The sequence below is a fragment of the Stenotrophomonas sp. 10L48 genome (assembly GCF_056395105.1).
This window is the reverse complement of sequence record NZ_JBFTIX010000005.1, coordinates 331,451-344,330: the sequence shown is the minus strand read 5'-3', so window position 1 is coordinate 344,330 and position 12,880 is coordinate 331,451. Positions and strand designations below refer to the sequence as shown.

General features: G+C 66.0%; 12 protein-coding genes. 5 read left to right on the top strand and 7 right to left on the bottom strand.

From position 1 onward, the window contains the following. Positions 1-223 precede the first annotated feature (223 nt). The 4 genes from AC1DCU_RS10885 to AC1DCU_RS10870 form a co-directional block, all read right to left on the bottom strand. Positions 224-595: a DUF423 domain-containing protein gene (locus AC1DCU_RS10885; RefSeq protein ID WP_025873872.1), complete on the bottom strand. Its 372-nt coding sequence runs from the start codon at positions 593-595 to the stop codon at positions 224-226. A 104-nt stretch (positions 596-699) separates the two neighbouring features. After that, on the bottom strand, positions 700-1,773 hold the full coding sequence (locus tag AC1DCU_RS10880) for a polyketide cyclase (RefSeq protein WP_442252274.1): 1,074 nt from the start codon (positions 1,771-1,773) through the stop codon (positions 700-702). A gap of 245 nt (positions 1,774-2,018) precedes the next feature. Further along, positions 2,019-2,660 carry a response regulator gene (locus AC1DCU_RS10875; RefSeq protein WP_025873873.1) on the bottom strand — a complete coding sequence of 214 codons (642 nt, stop codon included), beginning with the start codon at positions 2,658-2,660 and terminating at the stop codon, positions 2,019-2,021. After that, positions 2,660-3,865 carry a sensor histidine kinase gene (locus AC1DCU_RS10870; RefSeq protein WP_025873874.1) on the bottom strand — a complete coding sequence of 402 codons (1,206 nt, stop codon included), beginning with the start codon at positions 3,863-3,865 and terminating at the stop codon, positions 2,660-2,662. Before AC1DCU_RS10870 ends, AC1DCU_RS10875 begins: the two co-directional genes overlap by 1 nt. Before the next feature lie 150 nt (positions 3,866-4,015). On the opposite strand from AC1DCU_RS10870, the gene AC1DCU_RS10865 reads away from it, so the two are divergent. The 5 genes from AC1DCU_RS10865 to AC1DCU_RS10845 are packed head-to-tail and all read left to right on the top strand — an operon-like array spanning position 4,016 to position 7,054. After that, positions 4,016-4,612 (top strand): GNAT family N-acetyltransferase, encoded by a 597-nt coding sequence (locus AC1DCU_RS10865; protein WP_025873875.1) that lies wholly within the window; start codon positions 4,016-4,018, stop codon positions 4,610-4,612. After that, on the top strand, positions 4,558-5,418 hold the full coding sequence (gene minC, locus AC1DCU_RS10860; RefSeq protein WP_051562325.1) for a septum site-determining protein MinC: 861 nt from the start codon (positions 4,558-4,560) through the stop codon (positions 5,416-5,418). The genes AC1DCU_RS10865 and minC overlap by 55 nt, the downstream gene beginning before the upstream one ends. A gap of 36 nt (positions 5,419-5,454) precedes the next feature. Beyond that, positions 5,455-6,264, top strand: coding sequence for a septum site-determining protein MinD (minD, locus tag AC1DCU_RS10855; protein ID WP_025873877.1), 810 nt, complete (start codon positions 5,455-5,457; stop codon positions 6,262-6,264). Between the two features lie 2 nt (positions 6,265-6,266). Beyond that, entirely contained in the window at positions 6,267-6,527 is a 261-nt protein-coding gene (gene minE / locus AC1DCU_RS10850; protein WP_005408532.1) for a cell division topological specificity factor MinE, read from the top strand. Between the two features lie 47 nt (positions 6,528-6,574). Continuing rightward, a complete protein-coding gene (locus tag AC1DCU_RS10845; RefSeq protein ID WP_032975950.1) occupies positions 6,575-7,054 on the top strand; it encodes a hypothetical protein in 480 nt (159 codons plus the stop codon). Between the two features lie 88 nt (positions 7,055-7,142). On the opposite strand, the gene AC1DCU_RS10840 is transcribed toward AC1DCU_RS10845, so the two are convergent. The 3 genes from AC1DCU_RS10840 to AC1DCU_RS10830 all read right to left on the bottom strand — a co-directional run bounded on the left by AC1DCU_RS10840 (position 7,143) and on the right by AC1DCU_RS10830 (position 12,726). After that, positions 7,143-8,381, bottom strand: a complete 1,239-nt coding sequence (locus AC1DCU_RS10840; protein WP_025873879.1) for a DUF819 family protein — start codon at positions 8,379-8,381, stop codon at positions 7,143-7,145. A gap of 129 nt (positions 8,382-8,510) precedes the next feature. Then, positions 8,511-10,589: a S9 family peptidase gene (locus tag AC1DCU_RS10835; protein WP_442252272.1), complete on the bottom strand. Its 2,079-nt coding sequence runs from the start codon at positions 10,587-10,589 to the stop codon at positions 8,511-8,513. Between the two features lie 172 nt (positions 10,590-10,761). Then, positions 10,762-12,726 carry an OPT family oligopeptide transporter gene (locus tag AC1DCU_RS10830; protein WP_025873881.1) on the bottom strand — a complete coding sequence of 655 codons (1,965 nt, stop codon included), beginning with the start codon at positions 12,724-12,726 and terminating at the stop codon, positions 10,762-10,764. Positions 12,727-12,880 lie beyond the last annotated feature (154 nt).

Below are 12,880 nucleotides of genomic sequence, written 5' to 3'. Positions count from 1 at the left end.
GCCAGGAGGGTGGGCGGCGCAGGGGCCGCTGCAAGTACGTCCATGTAAGCTCGGGCGCGCCATCCATGGCGCTTACGCCCCTGCGCCGCCCATCCTCCCGGCCACGGACAGTTTCCGCGTGCGTCCGCCACGGAATTGAACAAACAAAAAAGCAAAGGCAGACGTGGGTCGCTGCGCTCGACCTCGGGCGTGGCCCGGCGCTACCAGTGCTTGGGCGTTGCGGCTAGCGCCGCAGCGCGTTGATCGCCAGCAGTACCCACCCGGCCATCAGCGTGGTGCCACCTACCGGCGCCAGCCGGGTCGGCCACTGCCACAGCGCACCGCCCACCAGGCTGCCGGAGAACAGCAGCACGCCCAGCAGCAACACGTACAACGCCAGATGCGCGATCGCGCCCTGCGCGCGGGGGCCGAGGGCGGCCAGTACCGCTCCGTGGGCAAAGGCGTACAACGCCGCCATGTTCAGGTGCTGCTGCGCCAGCGGATCGGACACGCCATGCGCGGCATAGGCCGAGAGACCGATCGAGGCCGCTGCCAGCAGCGCCCCCAGGCAGGCCAGCAACGACGGTTTACGCGCGCGTCGTTCGGAATTGAACATGACAGCTCCTTGCGCAATGCCCGACACCGGGCTCGGGATGAAAAAAAACGCGCCGCAGGAAGCGGCGCGTTTTCGTGTCCAGCACTACATGGGTCAGCCGAGGCTTACTTGACGGCCCAGTAGATGTCGTACGTCGCTTCCGGGGTGAACGACTTGTCCACGCCGTCCTTCCAGGTTTCGTACGGACGGTCGATGACTTCGTTACCCGAGGTCACGGCCCAGGCGCGCAGGGCGCTGCGGGCAACGTCCAGGCCTGCCATGTGACCGGTGTAGGCCGCATGCGCCGAACGGTGCGGAGCAACGCGGACGTACTTGACCGGAGCGCCACCGTCGATCTTGACGGTCAGCTGTTCGGCCGGCACGCCTTCGGCACCCTTCTTCTTCACCGGCTGGGCGATGTCGAAGGCGTACTTCTCAGCACCGAAATCGGTGGTGATGATACGCAGCGGACCGACGGCTTCCAGGCCATTGGCCTCGATCACGCGCTTGATCCACTCCTGGTTGTCCTTGATGGACTTGGTGATGGAATCCTGGCCACGGTCAACATTACCGGCGGTGACGACCAGCAGGTCTTCGGCCGGGACATCGACGATGCCCAGATCGGTCAGCGGAGCTTCGGAAGTGCGGTAGTCGACATTCGGCACGGTGGCCAGCATGTTCGCCAGGCGCGACAGACCCATCTTGATGTCATCGCCGATCTGGCGGCTGACATACAGGCCTGCGTAGCGACCGAACAGGTCGAAGCCATACTTCACCGAGTAGTCCTGGGTGATCTTGACGTTGCGACCGCCCTTGCCGGTCGGCTCCAGGGTGAAGGTGGTGACCTTGTCGTGACCCTTGGAGGCATCGTCGACGGCGATCACAACACGCTTGTTCTCTTCGGCTTCGGTCACCTTCCAGGAACCGGTGCCCAGGTCCTTGGAGGTGTAGTCGAGAGTGGCACCGACGCCGGAGGCCGGGCCGGACAGCTTCAGTTCAACGGCGGGATCGCGCAGTACCAGCGGGTTCCAGTCCTTGAAGCGGCGCAGACTGCTGACCGTGTCGTACACGATCGTCATCTTGCGGTTGGTCTCGATGCTTTCGGTGATGTGACGCTCGCCCGGCAGACAGACGCCAATGATGACGAACAGGCCAGCCACGATCCCCAAGGCGATCAGGAACTCGATAATACGGGTCATTCAGAGAGTCTCCGGGGCCGATCCCACGGCCGGGTTGATTGAAGCGAAGCGCCAATCCTAGCAGGCTTCGCGGGCATTGGTTATCGGGATTGGCGCACCGGTTTCCGTGCCGGCTGCGCATTTGTATGCACAAAGAATTCGAAGGGTAACGCATCCGCGTACCCGGCATGTAGGGGGCAAGTGGGGGGCAACCCTGAATCCGGGCCCAGACTACGTGCCAAGTCTTTGTCGCTAAAGGATTTTCCTCACACCAACTGGAGTTCAAACGCTTTCAGGACTGCACGCGTACGGTCACGTACGCCCAGTTTGGAAAGGATGTTGGACACATGGTTCTTGATCGTGCCCTCGGCGACCCCCAGCGAATTGGCGATCTCCTTGTTGGAGAAACCGCTGGCCATCAGCCGCAGGATCTCGGTCTCACGGTCGGTCAGCGGGTCGGGCCGGTCCAGGCTGACGAAGTCGTTGCGCATGTGCTCCAGCCCGGACAGCAGCCGCTGGGTCACCGCCGGCTGCACCAGTGAACCGCCATCGGCCACCGTGCGGATCGCCCCGACCAGCTGCGCCAGGGTCACGTCCTTGAGCAGGTAGCCCTTGGCCCCGGCCTTGAGCCCGGCCAGCACCAGCTGGTCATCGTCGAAGGTGGTCAGGATGATGGTCGGCGGCAGCTGTTCCTGCCGTGACAGCACCTGCAGCGCCTCCAGCCCGGACATCACCGGCATGCGCATGTCCATCAGGACCACGTCCGGGCGGATCTGCGGGATCAGCTCGACCGCCTGGCGGCCATCGGCGGCCTCGGCCACCACTTCGATGCCGTCGTCGAGCGCCAGCAGCGAGCGGATCCCCTGCCGCACCAGGGTTTGGTCGTCGACCAGGCAGACGCGAATCATCAACGCACTCCTTCAGGAACCTGGGTAAGGGCCGCCAGCACCGTTGCCGGTACCGTCGCCCGCAGCCGGAAGCCTTCGCCGGGGCGGGTTTCCACCTGCAGCTGGCCTCCACATTGTTGCAGGCGTTCGCGCATGCCGCGCAAACCATTGCCCACATTGACCGTTTCCGCCCCGACGCCGTCGTCGCGGGCTTCCACCACGACCTGGTCCGGGACCTCACGGTACACCCGCAACCACAGGTGGCGGGCGCCGGCATGGCGCACCGTGTTGGTGATGATCTCCTGGGTGCAGCGCAGCAGTACGTGGGCCCGCTGCGGGTCTTCCACGTTCAGCGGCTCCTCGATCTCCAGCTGGATGTCCAGCGACGGCACGTGCTCGGTCAGCGGACGCAGCGCAGCGGCCAGGTCGATGGCGCCGGTCTCGCGCAGCTGGCTGACCACCTCGCGCACGTTGCCCAGCAGCAGCTTGGCCAGGGCATGCGAGCGCTTCACGTGCTCCAGCGCCTGGCCCTCGGCGAGGTGGCCGGCCACTTCCAGATTCAGGGTCAACGCGGTCAGCTGGTGGCCCAGCAGATCATGCAGTTCGCGCGAAATGCGGGTGCGCTCGTTCACCCGCGCGCTTTCGGCCAGCAGCGCACGCGTGGCGCGCAGCTCGGCGTTCAGGCGGCGCTGCTCCTCACGCGCCTCGGCCTGGCGGCGGGCCACCAGCGCGATCACGAACACGAAGCTGGAAAAACCCATGTAGCCGACGGCCTGCAGCACGGCGATGACCGGCGGGAAGCCCAGCGGCTGGATGTAGACCGGCAACACGGCCAGGTTGCTGGCCACCAGCCACACCACGCCGATGCGCGGGCCCAGCAGCCAGGGCAGCAGGCCGGCCACCACCATCAGCAGGATGCTGCCCAGTGCGGTGCCGGAGAAATAGCTCACGCCGATCGCGCAGGCCGTCAGCAGGATCAGCGCGGCATGGTCGAAGAAGCCGGGCCGGCTTTCGCCCAGCGAGCGCGTCAGCACCCAGTACACGAAGCCGAAGGCCAGGTAGGCCGAGGCCCAGGGAATGATCCGGAAGCCGGCCTCGCCGTCCAGGCTTTCCAGTGTCAGCGACACCGGATCGATCAGGTAGATCGCAAGCCAAAGGCCGACGGTGCCCCAGGTGAACAACCCGGAGTAGCGCAGCATCGCATTGTGGTTGAGTCGGGCCAGCATGGCCCATCGTAGCCTGTGCGCGTCAGGGCCCAAGGGCATAAAGTCATGTTCGGTGCGGTCCCCTGTTCATGCCGCAGCCCACCCCGGGCATGCAATAATCATGCGCAGGGTCCGTACATGGGACCAACCGCGTTACCCCACGGAGTCACAATGTCGATTGTCATCCGCGACGTGCGCGAGCACGAGCTCGATTCCGTCCTGGCTTTGAACAACAATGCTGGCCTGGCCATCCTTCCCCTGGATGCAGAGCGCCTGCGCCTGTTCTATGCAACCGCTGAATATTTCCGCGTCGCCGAGCGCGACGGCAACCTGGCCGGCTTCCTGATCGGCTTCGGCAGCGACAGCCAGCACGACAGCAGCAATTTCGCCTGGTTCAAGCAGCACCTGGACACCCCCTTCTTCTATATCGACCGCATCGTGGTCGCCAGCCGCCGTCGCGGTGGTGGCGTCGGCCGTGCGTTCTATGCCGACGCCCAGAGCTTCGCCGAGCTGCGCTACCCGCAGATGACCTGTGAAGTGTTCCTGGACCATGGCGCCGATGCCGCCCTGCTGTTCCACGGCAGCTTCGGCTTCCGCGAGCTGGGCCAGAACACCATGCCGCAGGTGGACGTGCGCGCCAGCATGCTGGCCAAGGAACTGTGCAGCTTCCCGTGGGTGAATGAAACCTATGGCGGCAAGCTGCCTGATGTTGCATGGGCGCGCGACCGGCAGCTGCCGGCGCAGGCACAGCGGTCGACGGGGACCTGAGCGTGGCAGTGAATTTCGATTACGAACAGGCCGGTGAACTGAAGATCGGCCAGGTGGGCATCGCCAACCTGCGCATCCGCACCCTCGATGTTGAACGCCTCGTGCAGGAAATGCAGGAACGGGTAAGCCGTGCACCGAAGCTGTTCGGCCGTGCAGCGGTGATCCTGGACTTCGGCGGCCTCAGCCAGGTGCCCGACGTGGCAACGGCGCAGGCGCTGGTCGATGGCCTGCGCGGTGCTGGCGTACTGCCGGTGGCATTGGCCTATGGCACCAGTGCGGTCGACCTGCTCTCGCAGCAGCTCGGCCTGCCGCTGCTGGCCAAGTTCCGCGCCCAGTACGAGCGCGCCGAGGCAGAACCCGCCCCGCCGCCGGCAGCCGCACCGGAGCCGCGCCGTGCCGCACGCGCCGAAGCGAAGGCCGCGCCGGCTCCGGCTCCGGCCACGCCGATGGGCAAGGCTGCCGATGCCGCCGCGCCACAGCCGGGCCGCATGCAGCTGGGCAACGTGCGTTCGGGGCAGCAGCTGTATGCGGAAAACTGCGACCTGACCGTGATGGCCACCGTCGGCGCCGGCGCCGAGGTCATCGCCGATGGCAGCATCCATATCTACGGAACCCTGCGCGGCCGTGCGCTGGCAGGGGCCCAGGGCAACACCGCGGCACGCATTTTCTGCCGTGATTTCCATGCGGAACTGGTCGCCATTGCAGGCCACTACAAGGTACTGGACGATGTACCGGAAACCCTGCGCGGCAAAGCCGTGCAGGTGTGGCTGGAACAGGACCAGATCAAGATCGCTGCGCTGGACTGATGCAGCACCTCAAACAGAATCATCAGGAGAAGTCCTTTGGCTGAAATCATCGTAGTCACCTCCGGCAAGGGCGGCGTCGGCAAGACCACTTCCAGCGCAAGCCTGGCCTGCGGCCTGGCAAGGCGTGGCAAGAAGGTGGCGGTGATCGACTTCGACGTCGGCCTGCGCAACCTCGACCTGATCATGGGCTGCGAACGCCGCGTGGTGTACGACTTCGTGAATGTCGTGCACGGCGAAGCCACCCTCAAGCAGGCCCTGATCAAGGACAAGCGCTTCGACAACCTGTTCGTGCTGGCTGCCTCGCAGACGCGCGACAAGGATGCACTGACCCAGGAAGGCGTGGGCAAGGTCCTGAAGGACCTGGCCGCCGACGGCTTCGACTACATCATCTGCGACTCCCCGGCCGGCATCGAGAAGGGCGCCTTCCTGGCGATGTACTTCGCCGACCGTGCGGTGGTGGTGGTGAACCCGGAAGTGTCCTCGGTACGCGACTCGGACCGCATCATCGGCCTGCTCGATTCGAAGACCCACAAGGCCGAATCCGGCCAGGACGTGCCGGCCTTCCTGCTGCTGACCCGCTACACCCCGGTGCGCGTGGAAAGCGGCGAGATGCTCAGCATCGCCGACGTCGAGGAGGTCCTTGGCCTGAAGGCGATCGGCGTGATCCCCGAATCGGGCGACGTGCTCAATGCCTCCAACAAGGGCGAGCCGGTCATCCTGGATGGCGAATCCGCTGCCGGCCAGGCCTATGACGACGCCGTCGCACGCATCCTCGGCGAAGAACGCCCGATGCGCTTCACCAACGTCGAGAAGAAGGGCTTCTTCAGCAAGCTGTTCGGAGGGTAAGCATGGGCCTGTTTGATTTCCTCAAAGCGAAGAAGACCACCGCCGAAACCGCCAAGAACCGCCTGCAGATCATCATCGCGCAGGAGCGCAGCCACCGTGGCGGTCCCGACTACCTGCCGCTGCTGCAGCGCGAGCTGCTGGAAGTGATCAAGAAGTACGTCAACATCGACGTCGATGCAGTGAAGGTGGACCTGGTCAAGGATGGCCAGCACGACGTGCTGGACATCTCCGTGGCGCTGCCTGAAGGCCCGGACAAACCCTGACCCCCCTGCCCCGCCCGTGCCTGCATGGGCGGGGCTGCCTGACCCGCATGACTGATACCACGCCCGAACCGAACGTTACCCGCGTCGGCGACATCGCCTTCGCCGATGCCCAGCGCCTGCTCGCTGCACATGAGCTGCGCCTGCATCACGTTGCGGCCGGCGAGCCGATCCCGGGCAGTTACTGGGGCGAGCCCGAGGCGGGCATCATCGCCAGCGACGTCTACGTGCGCGATGACACGCCGGTGCATTCGATGCTGCACGAAGCCTGCCACCTGATCGTGCTGCCACCGGAGCGGCGCGCGCAGGTGCATACCGACGCCACCGATTCGGTGCCCGAAGAAGACGCCACCTGCTACCTGCAGATCGTGCTGGCCGGGCACCTGCCCGGTGTCGGCAGTGAGCGGCTGATGGCCGACATGGATGCGTGGGGGTATACGTATCGATTGGGGTCGACGAAGGCGTGGTTTGAACAGGACGCCGAAGACGCAAAGGCGTGGCTGATCGAACGCGGCTTGCCGGTGGCGTAACGCGTCGGTAGCGCCGGGCCATGCCCGGCGGCATGCACATCTGCCGCCGCGATGCGGTTCGCCGGGCATGGCCCGGCGCCACCGTGGGTCACGTGGCCAGCGCGCGCAGGGTGATGCCGACCACATACGCCAGATAGGTGCCGGTGGCATAGCCCATCGTGCCCAGCAGCACGCCTACCGGCGCCAACGCCGGATGGAACGCAGCGGCCACCACCGGTGCAGAGGCCGGGCCGCCGATGTTCGACTGCGAACCGATGGCGAAGTAGAAGAACGGCACCTTCAACAGCTTGCCCAGGCACCACAGCAGCACGATGTGCACGCTGATCCAGATGATGCCGAGCAGGAACAGCCACGGGCGATCCAGCAACGCCAGCAGATCCATCTGCATGCCGATGCAGGCGATCAGGAAGTACAGCAGCAGCGAGCCCAGGCGCGAGGCGCCCGCGCCTTCCAGCGTACGTGCACGGGTGAAGCTGAGGCCCAGGCCGAGCGTGGTCGACAGCACCACCACCCACACGAACGGCGCGTCCAGGCTGAACTGCGATGCCCAGCTGACGTGGACCTTGAACCAAGCCGCCAGCGGCGCGCCGATGGCGTGGGCCAGGCCGACGCCACCGAAGGCCACGGCCACGATCAGCATCAGATCGGTCAGGCTGGGAATGCGCTCATGCTCGGCCTGGAAGCGTGCGATGCGCTCCTTCAGCTCGTCGATGGCGGAGGTATCGGCACCGCTGCGTGCATCGATCTTCGCCGCGCGCCCAGCCATGAAGATCAACGCCGCCATCCACACGTAGCCGACACCCACATCGACCACCGCGAACTGGCCGAACGTGGTCGCGTTGACATCGAACACTTCGCGCATGGCCAGCATGTTGGCACCGCCGCCGATCCAGCTGCCGGCCAGCGCCGCCATGCCGGCCCAGGTATCGCCGGCGACGGTGTCCGGATGGATGGCACGCATGACCAGGAACGCGACCACCGCACCCAGCATGATGCTGGCCGAGGCGCCCAGGTACATCAGCACCAGCTTGGGCCCCAGCCGCAGGATGCCCTTGATGTCCACCGCCAGGGTCAGCAGGATCAGCGCCGCCGGCAGCAGGATGTCACGCGCGACCGGGTTGTACAGCTTGGTGTTCTGCCCGTCGATCAGGCCGAACGTGTTGTAGATGCCCGGCAGCAGATAGCACAGCAGCAGCGCCGGCACGAAGGTATAGAAGCGCTTCCACAGGCCCTGCTCGCGCGAAGCGGTCCAGAACACGGCGCCAAGGGTGGCGGCGATCAGGCCGAAGACGACGATGTCGTTCTGGATCAGGGCAGTCGAGGGCATGCAGGCATCCTGGTAGTACCGGCCGCTGGCCGGCAACCCCATGTAGGTAGGTCGCAACGTGCAGTTGCCGGCCAGCGGCCGGCACTACCGGAAAGCCGGGCGCCGCCACAAGGGCGGCGCCGGTATCGCTTACTCGCCGATGTGCTGCTTCAGCCAGGCGTTGACGGTGTCATGCCACAGGATGCTGTTGTTCGGCTTCAGCACCCAGTGGTTCTCGTCCGGGAAGTACAGGAACTTCGACTCGATGCCCTGGCGCTGGGCCGCGGTGAAGGCAGCCAGGCCCTGCTCGACCGGAATGCGGAAGTCCTGCTGGCCGTGGATCACCAGGATCGGCTTCTTCCAGTCAGCCACGTGGTTGACCGGGTTGAACTTCTCGTAGTTCGCCGCCTTCTGGTACGGGGTACCGCCCTGCTCCCACTCGGTGAACCACAGTTCTTCGGTGGCATAGCCCATCATGCGCTGGTCGAACACACCGTCATGGTTGACCAGGCACTTGAACGGGCTGTTCCAGTTGCCGGCGATCCAGTTGACCATGAAACCGCCGTAGCTGGCACCCAGTGCGCAGGCCTTGTCACCGTTGAGGAAGTCGTACTTCTTCAGCGCCGCGCTCCAGCCCTTCTGCAGGTCTTCCAGCGGACGGTCACCCCAGTGCTGGCTGATCGCATCGGTGAAGGCCTGGCCGTAACCGGTGGAGCCGTGGAAGTCGATCATCACCACAGCGTAGCCCTGGCCTGCGTACGTCTGCGGGTTCCAGCGGTAGCTCCAGCCATTGCCGAAGCTGCCCTGCGGGCCGCCATGGATCAGGAACGCAACCGGGTAGGACTTGCCTTCCTGGTAGTTGTGCGGCTTGACCACATAGCCGTGCACGGTGTCGTTGTTCCAGCCCTTGAACTCGAACTGCTCGTAGTCGCCGAAGCTCACATCCTTCAGCACTTCGCCAGCGGCCGGGGTCAGTGCGCGCAGCGCGCCGATCGGCTCGCCAGCGGCCGGCAGCAGGCCGACCAGCACCTGGTCGTTGCTCTTCAGGCTGTTGCGGGTGATGGCCACGCTGTTGCCGGCCACGTCGACGGCGGTGACGCTGCCATCGCCGATCAGCTTGGTGGCCTTGCCGCTGGCCACGTCGATCTGGAACAGCGGGTGTTCGCCGAGGTCGTCGGCGGTGGTGTAGATGCTGGCGCCGTCGGCGGACAGGGTGATGCCGCCGGCCGAACGGTCCCACTGCGGCGCGATCTCGCGCGTCTTGCCGCTGGCCAGGTCCATCGCCATCAGGCCGAAGCGGTCCGCCTCGAAGCCTGGGCGCTTCATCGCGCGGTAGAACAGGGTCTTGCCGTCGGCGCTGAACACCGGGCCGGCATCCCAGGCCGGGTTGGACGCGGTCAGGTTGACCGGCGCCTGCTTGCCGGCGGCATCGAAGCGGTACAGGTCGAAGTTGGTCGACCACGGCTCCTGCTTGCCGGCCACGCGGATGCTGGCGACCACGCTGCTGCCATCCGGCGACCAGGCGAAATCGTCATTGCCACCGAACGGCTTGGACGGAGCGTCGCCGTCGATGGTCGCGCTCAGCGCCGAAGCGCCCTTGACCGCACCGGCCTTGGCTGCCGGCAACGGGGCGACGAACAGGGTGTTGCGGCGGCCGTCGTTCCAGGTATCCCAGTGGCGCACGAACAGCGAATCGAAGACCTTGCCGCTGGCCTTGGCGCCTTCCACGTCCTTCAGCTTCTTTTCGGTGCAGGCCAGGTCCGAGGCACAGGCCTGGAACACGCCGGCGCTGAACAGCACGCGGTCGTCCTGCGGCGACACGTGGTAGCTGTCCACGTCCACCGGGAAGTCGGTCAGCTGGCGCGGGGCGCCGCCACTGATCGGCTGTGCGTACAGCTGCTGGCTGCCGTTCTTGGCGCTGAGGAAGTACACGGTCTGGCCATCGGCCGACAGCGATGCGGAGTTGACGTTCCAGCCAGACGGCGTGATCTGCTTCGGCGGTGCCGCGTCGCGGGTGCGCAGGTTGCGCGCGAACAGTGCGGTGCTGGCCTTGAGGTTGGCATCGGTGCTGCGCTTGGCGAACACCACGGTGCCGCCGTCGGCGGTCAATACCGGCGCGGAGACGCGGTCCATGGCCACCATGTCGCGGACTTCCAGGCCACGGGCAGCGGCGACGCTGGGCAGGGCAGCCAGCAGGCTCAGTGGCAACAGGGCATGACGCAGTTTCATCGGGGTCTCCGCAGGACGGCAAAAAACCGATGGTAGGCCTGCGCGGCCGGGCCTGCCAAGGCCATCGGTCATGGCCGTGGCTGAGCTGCCGCCAGAAAAAGCAAACCGCGCCGTAGCGCGGTTTGCTTGGGACACCGGTAGTGCCGGCCGCTGGCCGGCACTCCCCCATCCCTTACGCCACGGCGCGCTTGCCGGTGCGGTAGATCAGCCAGCCGACCAGGAACAGCACGGCCAGGCCGATCCACTGCGCGGCCGGCAGGTGGAACGGCACGGCCAGCACGTCGGCACGGCTGCTGACCACGATCGGCACGGCGATGGCGATACCCATCAGCGCCTCACCGGTGATCAGGCCGGCAGCGAACAGCACGCCCGGCTTGTGCACGCGGTCGCGGCCCTCTTCGTCATCGGCGCGCACCTTGTGGAAGCGTTCGACCAGATAGGAGATCAGGCCACCGAGGAAGATCGGCACCATCAGTTCCAGCGGCAGGTAGATGCCGATCGCCGCGGCCAGCACCGGCACGCGGAAACGCGAGTTGCGCGACTTCAGCCAGCTGTCGAACGCGATGATGGCGGCACCGACCACGGCACCGATGCCGATGAAGGTCCACGGCAGCTCGCCACCGAACAGGCCCTTGGCCACCGACGCCATCAGGTTGGCCTGCGGTGCGGCCAGCGCATTCGGGTGCAGCTCGGACTTGACGCCGATGCCGTAGGCGGTGGCCAGCAGGTTCAGCACCGGGGCCATGATCAGCGCGCACGAGAACGCGCCGATGCCCAGCATCAGCTGCTGCTTCCACGGGGTGGCGCCGACGATGTAGCCGGCCTTGAGGTCCTGCAGGTTGTCGCCACCGACGGCGGCGGCACAGCACACCACCGCGCCGATCATGATCGCGGCCACCGCACCCAGCGGCGCACCGAAGGCACCGACCGGCTGCAGGCCATCCTTGCCCAGCAGCAGCACCAGCACCGCCGAAGCGAACAGGATGGTGGAGATGGTGATGCCCGAGACCGGGTTGTTGGACGAACCGATCAGGCCGGCCAGGTAGGCCGACACCGAAACGAACAGGAAGCCGGCGACGATCATGATGAGGGTCATCGGGATCGACACGTGCCACTGGCCGACGATGGCTTGGTACAGCGCCAGCAGCGGCAGGGTGAACACCACCAGCGCCACCAGCATCCACTTCATCGGCAGGTCGCGCTCGGTGTGCGCCAGCACCGGGCCACCGCTCTTGCGCGCGGCCGCAAAGCCACTCTTGACGCCGTTGAGCAGCGACTTGCGCAGCGAGATCAGGGTCCAGATGCCGCCGATCAGCATCGCGCCGACACCGAGGTAGCGCATCTTCGCACCCCAGATGGCGAACGCCGCTTCGGTGGACGAGGCGGTGGCGATCGAGGCGGCCAGCGCCGGATCGGTGTTCATGAAGAACGCCTGGTAGATCGGGATGGCGATGTGCCAGGTCAGGATCGAGCCGGACACCACCACGATGCCGACGTTGAGGCCGACGATGTAGCCCACGCCCAGCAGTGCGGGCGACAGGTTGGTGCCGATGAAGGCGGTGACCTTGGAGCTGCCGACATAGGCCGAGGTGGCCCAGGCGTCTGGGATCAGGCGCATGCCGCTTTCCGCGGCCAGCTTCACGAACGCACCGATCACCGCCGACAGGCCGAGGATCTTCAGGCCCGGGCCGGGGTTCTCACCGGCCTTGAGCACTTCGGCCGCAGCCTTGCCTTCCGGGAACGGAAGCGGATCTTCGACGATCATCGAACGGCGCAGCGGCACCGAGAACAGCACGCCCAGCAGGCCACCGAGACCGGCGATGCCCAGCACCCACCAGTACTTGAAGTCCGGCCAGTAGCCCATGATCACCAGCGCGGGGATGGTGAAGATCACACCGGCGGCGATCGACGAACCGGCCGAAGCGCCGGTCTGCACGATGTTGTTCTCAAGTATCGAACCGCCCCCCAGCAGGCGCAGCACGCCCATGGAAATGACCGCGGCGGGAATCGCGGTGGCGATGGTCAGGCCTGCGAACAGACCGAGGTAGGCGTTTGCGGCCGACAGCACCACCGCCAGCACGATGGCCAGGACCACCGCGCGGAAAGTGAGCTGCTTGGGCGCAGCGTCATGGTTCATGAAAGCCCCTGCTGGCAAAAAATCCCTGTCACGCTAGCGTTCAGGGGGCAGCAAGTCCAGCGTGCCAAAGGATGAGGGTTGCAGCTGGAACAGGCACGGGCCCGCAGCGGCACCCCCAGCCAACTAATGCGGCAAAGCCCGAGTGGGCACCTTG